Genomic DNA, 17,245 nt, shown 5'->3' on the forward strand with positions numbered 1-17,245 from the left:
TGATTTAAAGAAAGGAAACTAATAAGCCAAGCAGAACAATTAAAATGCTCCAAATCAGCTTAAAAAAACTGTATTTTAACGCCCATATTTTCCGGGCAACAACAAATATTCCCACTGAACGTATTAACATCTGTACCAAAAACCCCATATATATTCCAATAGAGCCAAAGTTCCATATCAACATTAACCATATTAAAATACCTACGATACCTGTAAAGACTACAATTTTCATTATCATATGCCCTTTGTCATATACTAGAAAATAATTATAGCAATACCACCATGGAATTAATAATAAGTAAGATATAGTCAGAAGAAAAATCTCGACCCGCATATTCTGATAGTTAATGAGATTTCCGCCTAACAATCTCATTACATAAGGGAATGTGGCAACCAATATAGCTCCTACCAACCCAAGTCCCAGATTTAAGAATCCGAATATCCGCTTATTATTTTTCTCCACTTCATCAAAAGACTGCTCATGTGCGATACGATAAAAACGGGGTGCCCACACTTGGTTCAAAGCAGACGCTACCAATTGCATCACAGAAGCCAAGGAAAGAGCAAATGTAAATCTGGCAACTTGAGATGGGTCAAAAAAAATTTTAACCACATAGTTGTTACCAAATCCACTCAACCAACCGAAAAAAGCGATTGCAATGAATGGAACAATTCTGATTAAAATCAACTTGGTTTCATCTACCGATTCTTTGTTTGAATAAAATCCTATTTGACATATTTTGAATATCAAAAGTATGATCGCGATCCCTATAAGAGAGCCAATATAAAAAGATGCTACCGTTCTTCGAATAAAGAAAGCCACCAGTGCACCAACAAATCCAGCAAGTGGTGGAAAAAAATTAAACAATAACGAGTGTACATGCCTTTCTTCTATCCTTACCAGTTGAGCCTGCAAAGAAGCAAATGCTAACAGAGCACCGGAAACCAATACGCAGGTTAGCGTAAAAAAAGAATTAACGGTATTTTTTTCAGAAACAAATAAAATTATTGCTGCTATTGCTATTACAATACCCGTTATTATAAAAAAAGAAATATTAGCAGCAGAAAAAAGTAATTTCCTTTTTTCCTCCATCTGGTACTTTTTTAAAAGCCCTACTACTGCTTCAATGATGCCTGCAAGTGCAAATGTCGTAATCCCTGTCTGTAGTGCATAAAGAAGACCAAATTGTGCATAATCATCTACAGTTAGCACTCGAGCGAGCCACATTATTAAAAAAAACCCAACTAATTTCAGAAAAGCAGTGGAGCCAACATAAAAGCTGGAAAATATTATTAATTTTTTCAAATAAATATTTCTTAGTTTAATTGATTAGCAATTGCTTTAGCTACATCCCATCTTGCTTCGTTGTTCCAATGAGGGTCAAAACCAAAATCGATTAGCTTACTACTATGTTTAATTTCTACGCCTCTTGTACCTAAATAATTACTATAAAATGTCAGCAATCTATCCTTTTCATATAGAAAAAAAACATTTTTTGGAAAGTCCTCAAAATACGATCTTCTATCTAATTTAATATCCACTAGGTGATTACCTTCATAATATTTGTCATGAGAACTACTGGGTTCACCTTTTTTTTCACAAAAAATATCCTGTAAACTCTTAAGGAACCCAAGCTGAATATTTATAAAACGTAAAAAAGATGACATGTAATATAATTTTCGTATAAAACTATTAGTCACATTATTACCTCTACTTGTAATGACAGAATGGGAAGTATCAAATAGATCCTCATCTTTCATTATGATAAATATTTTATCATATCTTCCTGCACAATATTTCCAATATAAGTCTTTATAATCTTCCGATCCAGCACCCGACCTCCCATATTCATGGACCGTAACATCATGACGAAGTACCTCTATCTTTCTGCCGATTGAACTATCAGGAGGTACATGCAACCCTTCAATATAAGAGTCTCCGATTAATGCAATATATTTTTTATTTTCTCCAAAAAAATATTCTTTACTGCTATTCCATCCTGCAGAGTTAATATTGAATTCACTTTTGATTTCTGCATCACTTCCCCTTATCCATTTTCCTTTTTGTCCTGGCTTGTATAAAAAGCTCCCGCTAATTACTTGTTCTATCAAAGGATCCGTTGCCTTATTACTAATACGCAATAGAATCTCCATTGCAATTAACAAATAGATGATCATTAACGTAGCCAATATTAAAAATCTCTTCATCAGAACTGAAAATATATAAACGCTTGTTTCACATCCAGGTGAATTGTAGTTAGAATAAAAAAAATAATTGTTGTCGTAGCTGCTATTGAGACTAATTTATACTTCCACAAATTGCAGGCAAATTCTTTGTTTGAGATAATGTATTCGGCCAAGTAGAATAGAATGATAAGTATATTTTCCCTGGTCATGGGCAAATTGTTATATGGATTCAGATAACCCGTACTATACGACTTATGAAATAACCCTTTGATAAAACCGAAGGCATTACCCGTCGTATCAGCGCGGAAAAAAATCCACGTTAAAGTAATTAAACTAAAAGTTATTGCTACTTTAAAGAATGAAATAACAGTAGCAAAAACAGGGTGGCTATTAGTAACATCGATTTTTATACTCGAAGCGCCTTTTTTTAGAAAGGAAGGAAGGAATAAAATTGCATGCATCATGCCCCATATTATAAAAGTGAGGTTCGCGCCATGCCAAAACCCACTCAAAATAAAAACAATAAGAACATTCCTAATTGTTTTAGCTCTGGTTGTTCGTGAGCCTCCTAAAGGAATATATAAATAATCACGAAACCAACTTGACAAGCTAACATGCCACCGCTTCCAGAAATCAGAAATTGATCTACTAAAGTAGGGAAAGTTAAAATTCAGGAATAAGTCAATACCTAATAATTTAGAAGTTCCACGAGCTATATCGGAGTAGCCGCTAAAATCACAATATATTTGAAATGAAAAATATATTGCTCCTAAGGCTAGCACACCACCTGGATATTGGTTGTAATTGTGGAATATGTCATTCACTGCAGGCGCAAGTGAATCTGCAATCACTATCTTCTTAAATAATCCCCACAAAATGAGTCTGCAACCCTCAAGGGCTTTGTCATATCGAAATAACCTTGGTTTCTCAATTTGTGGTAATAAATGTGTTGCCCGTTCAATGGGACCTGATACTAAGAGTGGAAAATAACAAACGAACACACAATAATTAATTAAACTTTTTGTGGGCTTGCATGTTCCACGATAAATGTCAATCACATAAGAAAGCCCATGAAAAGTATAAAAACTGATACCTACTGGTAGCACTATTTGCAATATCCATGGATTAATATGAATATTAATTGAGTCGAGTGCGTTAGTAAAACTTGTTATAAAAAAATTGCAATATTTAAAAAAACATAACAAGCTGAGATTTATAATAATACTAATCCAAAGTAAGTATTTTTTGGAAGCGGTTTTTGGAGTTTTATCAATCTTGAGTCCTATTAAAAAATCTAACCCCGTTGAAAACATTAACAAAAACAGAAAGCGCCAATCCCACCAACCGTAAAATAGGTAACTTCCCAGAAGTAGAAGCAAATTCTGGCAACGAAGATCATTATTAAAAACAAACCAGTATAGAAAAAAAAAGAGGAAAAAGAAAAGGAAAAACTCAATCGAATTGAAGAGCATTTTTAACGTTTTTCATTATAACAAAGGCCTTTTCTTCATGTGAAAGATAATTAATTAATGCTGCCTTATATTTCCCTTTGAAAACAAACATACCTCCTGCGGCTGCATCTAAGATTCCATACTTGTTTATGGCATTTTCTATATCCACTAAAGAACTCATACTGTCGGCTCCCCTATAACAGTTATTGGCACTTTATCTTATTGCTTCACTTGCAAAACAACTTTATTTTCAACATAACCAATGCAGTGTTTATAATTTTGAATAATTTATTCTTGCATTGTTAGGCTCTCCGTTTTTTGAAAACAAAAAAATAAGAACTTGGTCCTAATTTTTTATACCACCTGTTACGCCAATAATGATCATTAATGGAAAGCAATTTTGATAAAAGCCTGTCTATCACAAAGAGAAACTTCAGCGAAACAAATTGATATCCAATCGTCTTACGTAGAATCTTGTTAATTGGCTCAAAAAGAATAGGAACAGGTCTTTTTATTAATTCTAATCCTACTCTTTCTCCCATTTCTATCATTAATCTACGACTTATTCCTCTTTCGTTTGGTGTTGCTGATCTAATGTATCTCCAATCGCCACACGAAGAACATGGCTCCCTGACCAAGAGGATTCCACCAGGAATCAAGACACGTGATATTTCAGAGAGAACTTTGCTTACATTGGGAATATGATGAAGGACGGAAAATGAGCAAACCGCATTTAAGCTATTACTTTCTAATAAAATATCCCCATCTATTGAAGGGTCAATTAAAAAAGCATCTGGGAAATTAATTTTAAGCTGTTTCTTAAAATTATTTGACGCTTCTATAAAATATAGCAACCAATGAGGATTGTCTCGATAAAACCTGTCGATTTCTGTTGCAGGGCCAGGTCCGATTAATAAAATTTTTCCCTTTTGATTTTCCGCTGTATTAATAAATGGGAATCCAAGCTTTTCATTTACCACTCTCATATATGCATACCAAGGATCTGTTTCGCCATTTCCTGCATCATCTTCATAATATGCTTCTTTTTCTTGTTCAAACCATATTTTTCTCTGTTCGTGATTATAATCATCGCCAGCCAGTGAGCTTCCATTCTTAATTTTATCAGAAATAACATCGGGTAAGCTTGTAATATTTTTTGCTCGTCTCATAATAAATTCATCTCTTTTTCATAATTAAATTGTCACTATGCTCCCGTGATTTATGCTTCATTTAGTAAGACATTCGTCATACCAGAATAATCATTAGCTTTATAACTAAGTCCAAATATAATCAGTTGAAAAGGCAACCAGCAAGTTTTTGTATACCCAAGCATTTGAGTTGACATAGCTATTAGTGTAAATAGAAGACTCAAAAAAACACAAAATGGGATAAAACCTGCACTAGATCTTCGGCGATTGATGAAATTCTTATATGCAGTAATCATGCTTTTAAAATAGACAACTATCAAAATTGTAAAGGCCAAAACTCCAAGTTCTATTAAATAAGATATCCATCCTGAGTCTACAGTCCCTTCAATATGCCCTGTTTCGGCAGATTTTTTAAACTCAACAGCCAGGTCAATAACACCTGAATTATCCAAAAAATCTGGGCCCATTCCCATAAATATCTGAAAGGGGTATAGAATCCATTGGCTTAAAGCGGTTCTATACACTTCCGTTCTGGCAAAAAAAGAACTCGGTTCAGTAAATCTGTTGATCATTAAACTGAGTTGATCCGAGTCAAAAAAATTCATCACTAAAGGAAACATTCCAAAACATAAAAGGCATACAACTACAAGAGAATTGATAAGAAATTTTCTTTTATTAATAATTCCATTTTTGATAAGCAAAAAAATGGAATAACATATAATTATCAAAAGTGAAAAAATGACAGTTTTATTGTTCATTAGTATCAGTGCAAGTAAAAGCACGAATAATACGAATAGATATAGAATAGTTTTTTTCTTATACCCTGTAAAAAAAATTTTCACACTCATTATGATCACCGAAATTCCAACAAGGAAAATAAATCCAGAATAATAATAAGTCGCCCTAAATAAGTATTCGAGGCCATGCTCTTCGTAATACTCTCTTATATCTATAACAGAATCGGTTACTGCAAAATCTTGAAGCACCTTACCAGTCAAAAAAGAATAAATAAGAATTATTCCTCCCAGAAAAGTCGCAAAAATCCATTCTTTGATAATGCTTGACTGCTCTTTTTCTGTTTGAGCATATGTTTTAGTATAGAAGTAGATTATTTGAAGTTGAAATAAAAACAATAGAGGCTTTAGTGACTCCAATGTATTAAATATTAAGCCGGTGACAAAACTTGCAATAAAAAATAAAAATAGCAATGTCAATAACTTATTGAATATAATTAATTTATTTTTTACCCTCTGAACAACTAGGAAAAGAAATTGAATAAATAACAAAATAAATAAGAAATCTGACAATAGAAATTTGCCGCCCAAAGCATTAAAGAATCCGGCTATTGGCGAGAGGATAACAAAATATGGCAATGCCAACAATGCATTCTCAGGCTTTTTAATAATTTTAAAACTACAAATTAAAAAAACAAACAACGAAAGAATAGCAATCTTGGAATCTTCTAGTACAAGTTTAAGAATTGCTGGAATTGTCCATATTATTTTAAAAAAATAATCTTTTTTTTGATCCGACAGTAACCTCTCCTCTATTGTATTAATAGTTATGCTTTTCACTTACTATCTTTTCTTTATGTTCAATTTGAAATTCAAAAAAATTCCTTGTTATGTAAAAATATCTTAATTTTTTTCTATACAATATAGCAATACAAATAAGTATTAAAAAAAAGATAATTGAAAACAATGAGATGGTCAAGTGATGATTATGCTCGAAAAAAAACCTTGTTAAAATTCCTTTTTGAAAGAGAAAAGACATAGCTATTCCAGCAAAAGCAATGTTAATAAAATGCACAAACTCTTTTCGTATATAAAAGTTTTTTTTGTCGAAAAAGGCATTTAAGCACACAATTATATATCCACAACAAAGAATTATTAAAACAAGCACATAAGAAATCATTCCCCCAATTTCTCCTCCAAGCAAAATTCCAATCCATATAAATGGGATCTGAATCAAAGTCAAAATGCTTAGTAATAAATTTCTCTTGTTTAGTGCCCCTACATAATCTGTAAGTGGGTTAATCAATACGGAGACAGACGTTGTTAAAATAGTGCAGGTTAGGATAGCTATGAGTACAATATTAATATTATGATTTCCAAATAATAATTTGGCAAATATATCCGTACCGATTAAAGTAGTTGCCCATAGAATAATCGCTACTGAAATTAATCTAAACAAAGTATCCCATAATACCATTACAGATCCATTTCCCTTCTTAATTACTTCTCTTGCCCTTACAGAAAGAGCATTACCAACAACTGCAAACGGGAATGTAATTAGATCAACTATTCGTGAAATTGTACCTACTATGCCCACAATTTCAGAATTGAAAAAACGACCAAATAAAAAAGGGGGAATTGCTTGAAAACACCTAGTTGCAAATCGCAGCCATAAAAAGCTCAAGCTTTCTATGAACATATTTTTTCGGCTCGACTTTTCTTTAACAACTGCATTCTCATAATTAGTTTCCTTTCCCAGTTTTCTTAGTTGTTTTATTAAAATTAATACAGCAACCAAGGCTACTAAAGCTGCCGTTGAAAATAATGCAACCGCTAGGCCTACGACCGTTGGCATAATAAATGCAACCAACAAAAAAGAGGAAGATCTAGAAATCGATTCAATGCTGTCAACTAAAGCAAGAGATTTGAATGAAAGGGTAGCAGTCAAAATCGATCTTACAAAATTAGTCATAATTGTAATCCAAGATGTAGCAATAGAAATCATCAAGATATCAAAGCCAACAGGAATACTTTGATTATTTTTAATAATCAAATAAGAGATAATAAACATCGGGATAATCCCAAACGTTGCAACCCCAAACTGAAATCTCCACCATGAAGAAATTTCCTGTCTAAGTAATTTTTCAGAGCTTACTCTAATAGCAGCGATACATTTACCAGCAGCAGAAGAAACTCCAAAATCAGCCAGAGATTCTACAACAGCAATAATAGATGTTAAATAAACGATTACTCCATATTGGCTAGCTCCCACTTTTCTAAGCATAAGTGGAAAGCTAATCAACGTAAATAAAAAAGAAACGATCCTAGGTATTCCACTTAATCCTAATACTTTTAATAAAAAGTTTTTTTCGTTGTTTGTGTTTTTCATAAACGGATTTACGGCAGACTATGACTTAAATCTATTCCGTCATAGAATCAAAATATTGTTTTAAAGTTCTTCTTTTTGCTATTCGGTAAGAAAATGTAATAAAATAGTATCCGTTAAAAATTCTCAGCCAAACCTGTAGCATTCTAGCAACAATTTTGTTAAAAAGAGCGCTACCTTTAAATCCATATTTTGTTTGGGTTAATTCTGTTTCTTTTAAAGAGATCTCGAGGAAATGTTTTGAATGCCCTTTTTGAGCTGAATACCTCCTAAACTTAGCATGATATCCATTTGTGCTATAAAAAGAGATACCTGAAAATAAAAAATTGCAAAAGAGGTCATAATCCATTCCATATTTTAATTTAACATTGATCCCCCCAATTGAATTATAAACATTTTTCCCAAAAAAAGTACCAGGTTGGCATATTGTTGGCCCAATTGTTTTAGAAATAAAATAATTAAACTTACCATATTTATAACGTTCTTGGGGTTGTCCTTTGTCATTGATAATATAAACTCCGCCATAAAATACTCCGTCTACACTTTTAACTTGAATTGATTTGCGATAAATCAATTCAAGCGTATTAGGCATAAGCAAATCATCAGAGTTGATCCAAGTAATAATTTCTCCGGTACATATTTTAAACCCTTTCACAATGGCATCTGATTGCCCATTATCTGGTTGGCTTACCCAATAATGAAAATATTCTTTATATTTTTTGATTATTTCTAGACTATCATCTGTTGATCCTCCATCTATAAGAATAATTTCTTTATCTATATAATCCTGGTTAATCACCGATAAAATAGTTTCTTCTAAAAATTTGCCTTGATTATACGAAACTATAACAACAGATATTTTCATACTTTATAAATTCTTTCACCTTTATTAAAATGAGATGAGCAATAAGTCGCCACTTTAAAGATTCAGAAGCCTCTTGAAATTGAAAGAATTGTTAACCAACTTAAGGTCAAAAAACTATCTTCTTCTTATCATTTCGCATACAGTTTCTGTAACTCTATCAGGCATTTCTTGTGCGGGAAGTGGTCCAGAGTTTTGTTCTATCCAATATCGGACTTTATCGATATTCAAATTTTTCTTTTCGTTCTCCAGTAATGTCATTATTTCAGTGAGATTGTAAATAGGAATAGCTCTGGGATATGTTGCTAAAATTTCTCCGAATGGGCTTCCAGTTACTTTGCCATATTGTGCAAGCATAACCGGCATTCCAGTTAAATTTGGCAACAGGGCTATAGTAGAAGGTTCAACAATACATGTTAGACACTTTTGAAGTCTATCAATGAAATCATTATCGGTACAAAGATCACATCCTGCTTGGATTAACCTTGAAGCTATTCCAGACTCTAAATGAAGCGGATGTGGTTTCAAAACGAAATGTTTCCCGTTCTGTTCAATTATTTCTTTTGTTGAAATTATATGTTGAATAAATTCGTCTGGAGAAGAAAAGGCCCACCCTGTATATATGAGCCCAGTATCAATATACATTATATCATTATGTGAAACACCTCCATTCCTTATATATGAACCGATTGCAGTTTCAGGCATCTTAAATCTTATCAAATCCGGGTTACCCACGACAATGATTTCCTCCTTAGTATAGCCATATTTATTAATGGCATGTTCTACATCTGCTTTAATAAATACGCAACATTTATCTGTTTTAGCGTCAGGAGCTGATCTAAAAGAAGGAAAACCTAATGCTCCGCTAAAATTGTCCCGAATAAACCTGATCCAATCATTTAATGGAGCTTTGGTAACAATTAAAGATTTAACATATGTTGGATACACTTTTTTTAGGGCTCTCCCAAAACTTGATAAAACATAAGCAATATGTGTCGTCAGTTTTAACTTATAGCGAGAGCCTTTTCCAATAGCTTGAACACGTCCTAATCCATTAGACAAATGAAGTGTTGGAATGTGCCTTTTTTTGCAATATCTATTGAATGCCCTATGCGCGAATGCATCTGTAGAAAGAAAAATTACTGCCGCCGGTTTTTCGAGGTCAAGTATTTCCAAAAATGTTTTTCCTTTGTAAAACCTGATGTCTTTTACAGATAATTTGTCAATAACCTCTTCAGTAGGTCTTCCTGGCTCAGTACCCCAAGATCCTAAATGAATAAGATCAAAATCTATTCCTTTTTCTTTAAAAGAATCTACTAACCTATTATAATTTCGCCAACCTTGTGTCCAACTATCAAATCCTATGACCTTCAAAACGAGAAATTAAAATGTTAAACAGTATTTACAAAAATGGGGTGTTATATAAACAATTCCCGACTTTGAGTTATTCATCAAAACCTGAGTGCAAGTGTTTATTCCCTATAATAATTTCCCCACTGTCATACAGATCTATTAGTTCTGATTGGGAAAATGTAAAGAGTTTCTCTTTTTTAGAAAAAAAATGACAGATATCTTCAATAAGTTTGATATCCTCATTATAATCTACAGAAACATAGATATCGGGCCTTATTAAGGAGTCTTCGTTTGGAGAAATTTTATATTGACTGAATTTATTGTTTCCCTTAATATAAGGAACGGTGTGCTCCTTTTGCACATCATCCAAAGAATCTTTAATCGCTTCTTCTAAAACTTTTATAGAAATAAGTTCAGCAGCAGTTCCATATATCCAACCGGTTCTATGACTTGCATAAATAAAATCTGCAGGTTTTGTAGCATGAGCAGATATTAAAGCAGATATACAACCGGGATCAATCAAAGGATCATCCCCTCCAACACGTACCATATTTTGAATATTGTAAGATTGGCACGTGTCATAAAATCGCCTGATTAGATTAGTTTCACTACCACGAAAACACTTAATTTCACTTTTTTCTGCCAGCGCTTGCGTAATATCATCTTCTTTTTTATCGCTAGTCGCAACGAAAATATTGTTTATCCCATTACTTTTTAATCTCTCTAATTGAAGCCGTAGCATTTCAAACCCTTCAATTAAATGTGAAATTTTCCCAGGCCTCCTACTAGACCCCATTCGTGCTTGTATTACTACACCGTATTTAATCATAATTTTATTTCTTGTCTTTCCTCAAAACTCTTTTCTGCCGCATACAAAATATTAAGAACCTCATGATCATCTTCAATCGAGTATGTAGGCTTAACGACTTCAAAGCTTATTTCGATAAAATTTGTAATTTCCAAAACATACATTTCTTCCGTACTTGTTGTTTTAGATAATCGTGCTTTTGTAAAATATTCCCAAGAATTGGAGTCAGAAGAATAAACAGATAGTTGGCCTTTATTAAAGTCTATCTCCATGTTACCATTTTGAAAAATCACCTTAGTTTCCCTATATGGTACTTTAGAAACTACATCAATAACAACGTTCAAGCAGGTTCCAGTGTCTGTTTCGCAAATCAGCGAATAAATATCATCAATTTCAACACCTAAGGTTTGAGTGTTTTTCAGAAATGCTTTTACATTTTTAACTTTCCCAAACATCCATGTCAAATACACTAAATCAAAAGGTACAATTTCTCTTGCTCCTCCTGTCTCTTTTTTTGAAACGTAAAAATCGTTTATCCTTTCATATGGATGCCAATTAGGCAAATACTGTCCAAAATGATGATTTGCCAATAAAACTCTCCCTAACTTACCGGAATCAATTATTTGTTTCGCCTTATTGATTATCGGGTCAAATCTCATGGTGCATGATGGAACGAGCGCAACCTGGTTTTTAATTTTTACTTCATTCAGCAGATCTTGTAACTCTAATAATCCGTCGCTTAAAACACTTGCCTCAATAAAAACATGAAGTCCTCTTTTCACTCCTTCCATTGCATAAAAAACATGTTCATCAGGTGGAGTAGAAACAATAAGATGTGAAAAGTCTTCCTTATTAACATCAGCAAATTCTTTTAAAATGTTGATCCCGTATTTTGACACCGCTTCGTTCTTCCTGTCCTCTCTTATATCATATCCAGTGATTTTCGTTACTCCTATGTGTTGTAAATTCCTAATTCTCCTTTTACCCATTGAACCAAGTCCAATAATTAAAACACTTATATTTTCGAGATTGTTATTTGTATGTCCCATATGATTTATATAAACTGATTAAAATTGAAATACTGCCGTCATCATATTATCAAAAAAAGGAGGGCATTTCACCTTAGTCGCAGGATTAATCAGTTTTTGTAATACTAAATTTAAATCACTTTCGAAATTTGCATAAGGTGTTTCGAGGTACAGGTTTTTTTCCGCGAAAAACTTTAATCCAAATTTACGAAAGTAGTTAACAAAATCTTTTACAGAGAAATGATATAAGTGTTCTTTAGGTAAGTGCATATTCCAATCACTTTTAAATAGCTCACATAAAACTGAATCTCTATTTTGTGTTGCACTAATAAAAATAATACCCCCTTCGTTCAAAAGTGACATTGCCTTTTTCAGGTAGGCTCTCGGATTATCGACATGTTCAATGCAACCTCTAAAAACAATTATATCAAACTTGTGGGGAATTGTAATTTCCGGGAATTCGCCTATGTATACTTTAAAATTTTTCATTGCTTCTTCAGCAGCCTCTTTTCCGAATTCAACCCCTTCGCATTCAAATCCTCTAGCATGGAAATGGTTTAGAAATTGTCCACCACTACATCCTACATCCAATACTTTCCCAGACATTTTATATTGAGAAAGATAAGTGAGTTCTAGCTCATACATTATTTCTCTTTGCATGTTTAAAACTTGGTTTTCTTGATGCATCGAAGAATAATAGTTCTTGTAGAATAATTGCAACGACTCTTTGTCGTAAGGGTTCCGTACAAAAATCAAACTGCAATCATTACATTTAACAGTTTCAAAGCCATCTGAATCAATTTCGCACCATTTCTCAAAATTTTTTGAATCACACATTGGGCATGCAAGCAAATTTTTATGTGTCATATTTATCATTTTAATAAAATCTTTTAAGGACTACAATACAGAAATTAATTTTTTACGGCAACCACTAGGTAACCTTTTTATTCTCTCACTCTAATTATTTACAACAAGAAAGTTTTTCGACATCAGTATAAATTCGCCCACACCGACCTTGTTTGCATTTGTTAAATGGCCGGAAGACTGGCTTCACAGCTTCTCCTACAAAGGAATCTTCTATGTTTTCCATTTCAACCGATTTTTTAATTTTTCTTAATCCTTCTCGCAATGCTTGCAATGTAATATCCAATTCTAAGTTGGTATGAGCATAGGTAATGGATATCCAAGGAATTAAAATACCTTGATCAATTACTTCTTCATGAAATGAAGTATGAAGTTCCGGCCAATAAGTTCCATTCTCTTTTGTGCAAAGTATATGTGGGTTACAATCAAAGCCAATTAATTTTATATACTTTCCAACACCTTCTTCTTTTATTAATTGTTCGAATCCTTTCCGTAGTTGACCTCCTAAATTCCAGATATGTTCATTTACATTGACGCGTTCACATTCTTTCAATGTTGCTAAAGCTGCCGCCAAGCCAACTGTTTCGGATCCGTGCGTTTGTGAAAGAAGAAACACCCTCTCCCTGTCATGCATGATCCCTCCTAAATTTAATATATCTCTTTTGCCAGCTAACATAGAAAATGAAAAACCATTGCTTATACATTTTCCATAAGTTGCCAAATCCGGATAAACTCCCCATAAATGATGAGCACCTCTAATATCAAATCTGATTCCGCTAATCATTTCATCAAAAATCAGGATAGTTCCATTTTTTGTACATATATCTCGCAATTCAGTTAGAAAGTTCTTCTTTCCTTTTGCACAAATTCCTTTTTCGCATTGTTCTTTACAGGTTTCATCCTTATCGTAATTACAAGGATGATCATTCTTAACCGGTTCTAAAATTAAACAAGCTATTTTATTGTGGTATTGATCAAACATTTTTTTTACACCCTCAATATCATTATAATCAAAACCAATTGTATACTGTCTTTCAGATTCTATAACGCCAGCATTCATATTTGTTGATCCAATAAACCAGTCATGAATACTAAAAAAAGGATGTTGCTTGCAAACAGCAACATGTGTTCTATTAGTATATGCTCTTGACAATTTAACTGCAGCAGTGGTCACGTCTGAACCATTTTTTCCAAATTTCACCATTTCAGCTACTGGAAAAAAATCAACCGCAAACTGCGCCACTTCATATTCCAATATACCTGGTCGAGTATAATTTGTACTATTATCAATTGCTTTTTTTACAGCATCATTGACAACTTTATTATTATGCCCTAAAATAAAGACTCGATTCCCCATAGCCCAATCTATGTATTGATTGCCATCAACATCCCAGCAATATGCCCCATCAGCATGCGTAATAATTTGTGGAGACATTTGAGGAAACTGGTCATTTCCTTTTGAGTATGTGTGGCTTCCTCCTGGAACCAGTTCGTGAAAATGTTTAGAGATTTGCATCCCTTTTGTGTATTTTCTCATAAAAAATATTTAACTAAACAAGTATATTTCCTTTTTGAATTATATCTACTACTTTCAACGTCTCTTTTATCGGTATATTTTCTTCGGCTTTTTTTATAACATTTATAAATTTTTTTAGCGACGTTTTAAATGCTTCAAAACTATTCTCAAAAACCATTTCATGGAAACCATTATTCCCACTTAACAAGATAGAGATAGGGCTCTTGGACTCAGTAATTGCTTTGATAACACAAGTAATATTTTTAGAAAAAACAATCGTTACAATCTTCCCTTCATTTGTGTCAATAACATTGTATTTAAGTACATCAACATCAAATCCAATAATTTGCAAAATAGGTTCTATCACATGAATGGCATATTTATTCCAACTTTTAGGTACTTCTGCATCAATAAACTTTATTACCCCTACTTTTTTTGATATTTGCTCATCAATCATAAACTCTTTTGCATACCTTAAGGAAGTACAGGAAAAAATTTGATGATCATATCGCTTCAAGTGCAAAATGCGCTCTGCTGTAGGCACATCATATGCGATTGGCTTATCAATATATATTGGCAGGCCAGCTTCAATGAAAGGTTTACTCATTTCATAATGATTTTCCGCATCATCACGCGCCAGAAGCACTCCATCAACATGACCAATCATATCCTCATATTTATCACTAATGTGAGTAATTTCAGATGCATTTGCAATATGCTCTGAGAGCAATCTATCGGCGGTCCAAATATGAGTTACAGTAGCTTCATTAATAGTATCATCAGGGAAATGCTGTTTTTTTAAATAATTATAGATCGCTGGAAAAGGGCAATCTTTCATATATTGATCTTTATATCCATTAAAAATGGCAGACCATGAATATGGATGCCCATTTCCTTCACTCATTCCCAAGATACCTAGCTTAATCATTCAACAATTACAATTATAAACTACTCCTAAATATATAAATTCCGCTGATACTTATATCCATTTATGATACCATAGTTGTGTAGATAGCGTTTTAAAACCTACACTTTGATACAGCCTTTGGGCAACATAATTCCTACCTTGTGTAACAACATTAACGTTTTTAATTCCTTTTTTTATCAATTCATTAAAAACATTTAATATCAATAATTTCCCCAGCCCTTTTCCAGCATATCGTTGATCCATTCCAAAAAGGCCAATATTTGCAGAGGCTGCTTTTGAATATTTGACCGTACAAAAACCTATAGGAAGGCCGTTTTCGTACAAACAAAAACAACAATCATCAAAAGTTCCTAAAATTGCTTTCTCTATCCAACTTGCATAAAACTCATTTATTTTATTAAGCTCGAAATTTCCATCATAGAAATATCTGCTATCTTTATACAAAAAATTAGTCAACTCTTTTAAATATTCAATATTCTCTGGAGAGGCGACGCCTAGTTGATAAGGTAAATCATCAATTTGATATGGTTCTTTCAAACTTATGTTGAAAGTCAATCTAATATCAGTAAAATGAAAATTGTTTCTTTCAGCTACTTTCACACTTCTGTCGTCATGGCAATTACATAAGTACTGCAATAACCTAATATTATTCTCTTTTATGAAATACTCAATATGATGTTGAATATTGTCAGTAAGATACCGAGAACCGATTAAAGCTATTGGAAAGCCAAAAAAATCAGAATCCCACTTTAGAATACATACAAGATTTGAAACCTCTTCAAAATCAAAATCAGGGTTAGATAAGGAATAAGAATGTCCAGAAAAATATTTAACAGAGTCTGTCCCTTTAAAATCAATTACAATATCGGCTTTATGATGATATTCTTGAGCATCCCCAAAAACGAGGCTAACTATCCTCATCCCTCGCAGTATATATATCCATTGTTCTGAAAGGTTTCCGGTTATTACCAGAGAAATATGATGTTTTTTTAAATACTCAATGGTCAATTCATGGGAAAATATTTGATGAAGTAAATTTTTCTTTTTCCCTTGTAATTTTTGATATGCTATGTTAAGTTCATTTTGATATTCATCGTTTACATTGCTAAATACAAAAAGAATATTCATTTTTTGTTTGCTTATGATTTAAACCTTCTATACTGTTCTGTACCTTTTTGCGCATTTGTTAATCCTGGAATCCCATTCCCTAAAATTTTTTCTAACGTTCTTGTTTCCAAAACGAGGTTATGCATTTGATTTTCAGAAATTGACACTGGTGCATCGACACATTCCATATCGTCGGTTATTTTATAATGCTTTTCCAATATCTTAGCTCCAGCTGCTACTGCAAATAAAGGCACTTTAATATCATTAGTGTGGTCAGATTGTCCAATCACGCAAGATTCAAAATGATCTTTCAGAGAAAATATAGCGGCTAAATTGGCATCTTTCTCATTAGTTGGATACGCAGATATACAATGCAGTAATGCAACTTTGCTTGTATGCTCATTAAGTATTTTTAATGCACTTCTGATTTCATCTATGTTTGACATCCCAACAGATAAAATAACAGGTTTCCCTGTTTTCGCTATTTTTTTAAGCAAAAAATTATTCACAACATCAAAAGATGCTATTTTATATAATTCAACACCGATAGATTCTAAGTAATCGACGCTTTCAGCATCAAATGGGGTCGAAAAAAATATAAGGCCCTTGTTCTCTGAATATGTTTTTAACTCTTGAAAGGCATCAAAAGGAAGTTCACATTTTTTTAAAATGTCGAATATTGGGGAACTTTTCTCAACTCTATTTTCAGTTATATAGGTCTGAAATTTTACTGCATCAACTCCCGCCTTATATGCAGAATCAATCATTTCTTTTGCTAAGTCAAGACTACCGTTATGATTAATTCCAATTTCTGCTATTATAAAAGTCTTATTTTGACAGTTAATACCAAAATCTTTAATTGTTTTCATGTTA

Annotated in this window: 16 protein-coding genes; all 16 read right to left on the reverse strand. The window is 32.8% G+C overall.

Annotation, left to right across the window (positions count from 1 at the left end):
* Positions 1 to 4 precede the first annotated feature (4 nt).
* The 16 genes from SEDOR53_RS0100805 to SEDOR53_RS16720 all read right to left on the reverse strand — a co-directional run bounded on the left by SEDOR53_RS0100805 (position 5) and on the right by SEDOR53_RS16720 (position 17,241).
* Positions 5 to 1,306: a lipopolysaccharide biosynthesis protein gene (locus SEDOR53_RS0100805; RefSeq protein WP_037360267.1), complete on the reverse strand. Its 1,302-nt coding sequence runs from the start codon at positions 1,304 to 1,306 to the stop codon at positions 5 to 7.
* Between the two features lie 11 nt (positions 1,307 to 1,317).
* Entirely contained in the window at positions 1,318 to 2,208 is an 891-nt protein-coding gene (locus SEDOR53_RS0100810) for a hypothetical protein (RefSeq protein ID WP_026768003.1), read from the reverse strand.
* The gene (locus tag SEDOR53_RS0100815; protein ID WP_026768004.1) at positions 2,208 to 3,659 is read right to left on the reverse strand and encodes an MBOAT family protein; all 1,452 of its coding nucleotides are present in this window, start codon (positions 3,657 to 3,659) and stop codon (positions 2,208 to 2,210) included. The genes SEDOR53_RS0100810 and SEDOR53_RS0100815 overlap by 1 nt, the downstream gene beginning before the upstream one ends.
* The gene (locus SEDOR53_RS19190) at positions 3,640 to 3,819 is read right to left on the reverse strand and encodes a hypothetical protein (RefSeq protein ID WP_026768005.1); all 180 of its coding nucleotides are present in this window, start codon (positions 3,817 to 3,819) and stop codon (positions 3,640 to 3,642) included. The genes SEDOR53_RS0100815 and SEDOR53_RS19190 overlap by 20 nt, the downstream gene beginning before the upstream one ends.
* Before the next feature lie 121 nt (positions 3,820 to 3,940).
* Positions 3,941 to 4,807, reverse strand: coding sequence for a class I SAM-dependent methyltransferase (locus SEDOR53_RS0100825; RefSeq protein ID WP_026768006.1), 867 nt, complete (start codon positions 4,805 to 4,807; stop codon positions 3,941 to 3,943).
* A gap of 50 nt (positions 4,808 to 4,857) precedes the next feature.
* Positions 4,858 to 6,360: an O-antigen ligase family protein gene (locus SEDOR53_RS0100830; RefSeq protein ID WP_026768007.1), complete on the reverse strand. Its 1,503-nt coding sequence runs from the start codon at positions 6,358 to 6,360 to the stop codon at positions 4,858 to 4,860.
* Positions 6,341 to 7,909: a lipopolysaccharide biosynthesis protein gene (locus SEDOR53_RS0100835; RefSeq protein WP_037360270.1), complete on the reverse strand. Its 1,569-nt coding sequence runs from the start codon at positions 7,907 to 7,909 to the stop codon at positions 6,341 to 6,343. Before SEDOR53_RS0100835 ends, SEDOR53_RS0100830 begins: the two co-directional genes overlap by 20 nt.
* A gap of 31 nt (positions 7,910 to 7,940) precedes the next feature.
* Complete coding sequence (locus SEDOR53_RS18425) at positions 7,941 to 8,771, reverse strand: glycosyltransferase family 2 protein (RefSeq protein ID WP_051416423.1); 831 nt, start codon at positions 8,769 to 8,771, stop codon at positions 7,941 to 7,943.
* Between the two features lie 114 nt (positions 8,772 to 8,885).
* On the reverse strand, positions 8,886 to 10,142 hold the full coding sequence (locus tag SEDOR53_RS0100845) for a hypothetical protein (protein ID WP_026768009.1): 1,257 nt from the start codon (positions 10,140 to 10,142) through the stop codon (positions 8,886 to 8,888).
* 70 nt (positions 10,143 to 10,212) lie between these two features.
* Positions 10,213 to 10,950: a cytidylyltransferase domain-containing protein gene (locus SEDOR53_RS0100850; protein ID WP_026768010.1), complete on the reverse strand. Its 738-nt coding sequence runs from the start codon at positions 10,948 to 10,950 to the stop codon at positions 10,213 to 10,215.
* Positions 10,947 to 11,978, reverse strand: a complete 1,032-nt coding sequence (locus SEDOR53_RS0100855; protein WP_026768011.1) for a Gfo/Idh/MocA family protein — start codon at positions 11,976 to 11,978, stop codon at positions 10,947 to 10,949. The genes SEDOR53_RS0100850 and SEDOR53_RS0100855 overlap by 4 nt, the downstream gene beginning before the upstream one ends.
* Positions 11,979 to 11,996: 18 nt before the next feature.
* Entirely contained in the window at positions 11,997 to 12,824 is an 828-nt protein-coding gene (locus SEDOR53_RS0100860; protein WP_037360273.1) for a class I SAM-dependent methyltransferase, read from the reverse strand.
* 94 nt (positions 12,825 to 12,918) lie between these two features.
* Positions 12,919 to 14,358, reverse strand: a complete 1,440-nt coding sequence (locus tag SEDOR53_RS16705) for a glutamate-1-semialdehyde 2,1-aminomutase (protein WP_051416424.1) — start codon at positions 14,356 to 14,358, stop codon at positions 12,919 to 12,921.
* Positions 14,359 to 14,371: 13 nt separating this feature from the next.
* Entirely contained in the window at positions 14,372 to 15,265 is an 894-nt protein-coding gene (locus SEDOR53_RS16710; protein ID WP_051416425.1) for a Gfo/Idh/MocA family oxidoreductase, read from the reverse strand.
* Between the two features lie 51 nt (positions 15,266 to 15,316).
* On the reverse strand, positions 15,317 to 16,393 hold the full coding sequence (locus SEDOR53_RS18430) for a GNAT family N-acetyltransferase (RefSeq protein WP_026768013.1): 1,077 nt from the start codon (positions 16,391 to 16,393) through the stop codon (positions 15,317 to 15,319).
* An 11-nt stretch (positions 16,394 to 16,404) separates the two neighbouring features.
* Entirely contained in the window at positions 16,405 to 17,241 is an 837-nt protein-coding gene (locus tag SEDOR53_RS16720; RefSeq protein WP_051416426.1) for an N-acetylneuraminate synthase family protein, read from the reverse strand.
* Positions 17,242 to 17,245 lie beyond the last annotated feature (4 nt).

The sequence above is a fragment of the Asinibacterium sp. OR53 genome (genome assembly GCF_000515315.1).
GTDB lineage: Bacteria > Bacteroidota > Bacteroidia > Chitinophagales > Chitinophagaceae > Sediminibacterium.

Bases quoted from the DNA above. Each gene is read 5' to 3' on its own strand.
- SEDOR53_RS0100835 (WP_037360270.1), bottom strand. From the start codon at position 7,909: ATGAAAAACACAAACAACGAAAAAAACTTTTTATTAAAAGTATTAGGA.
- SEDOR53_RS0100860 (WP_037360273.1), bottom strand. From the start codon at position 12,824: ATGACACATAAAAATTTGCTTGCATGCCCAATGTGTGATTCAAAAAAT.
- SEDOR53_RS0100855 (WP_026768011.1), bottom strand. From the start codon at position 11,978: ATGGGACATACAAATAACAATCTCGAAAATATAAGTGTTTTAATTATT.
- SEDOR53_RS0100810 (WP_026768003.1), bottom strand. From the start codon at position 2,208: ATGAAGAGATTTTTAATATTGGCTACGTTAATGATCATCTATTTGTTA.
- SEDOR53_RS18425 (WP_051416423.1), bottom strand. From the start codon at position 8,771: ATGAAAATATCTGTTGTTATAGTTTCGTATAATCAAGGCAAATTTTTA.
- SEDOR53_RS18430 (WP_026768013.1), bottom strand. From the start codon at position 16,393: ATGAATATTCTTTTTGTATTTAGCAATGTAAACGATGAATATCAAAAT.
- SEDOR53_RS16710 (WP_051416425.1), bottom strand. From the start codon at position 15,265: ATGATTAAGCTAGGTATCTTGGGAATGAGTGAAGGAAATGGGCATCCA.
- SEDOR53_RS0100815 (WP_026768004.1), bottom strand. From the start codon at position 3,659: ATGCTCTTCAATTCGATTGAGTTTTTCCTTTTCTTTTTCCTCTTTTTT.
- SEDOR53_RS0100825 (WP_026768006.1), bottom strand. From the start codon at position 4,807: ATGAGACGAGCAAAAAATATTACAAGCTTACCCGATGTTATTTCTGAT.
- SEDOR53_RS0100850 (WP_026768010.1), bottom strand. From the start codon at position 10,950: ATGATTAAATACGGTGTAGTAATACAAGCACGAATGGGGTCTAGTAGG.
- SEDOR53_RS16705 (WP_051416424.1), bottom strand. From the start codon at position 14,358: ATGAGAAAATACACAAAAGGGATGCAAATCTCTAAACATTTTCACGAA.
- SEDOR53_RS16720 (WP_051416426.1), bottom strand. From the start codon at position 17,241: ATGAAAACAATTAAAGATTTTGGTATTAACTGTCAAAATAAGACTTTT.
- SEDOR53_RS19190 (WP_026768005.1), bottom strand. From the start codon at position 3,819: ATGAGTTCTTTAGTGGATATAGAAAATGCCATAAACAAGTATGGAATC.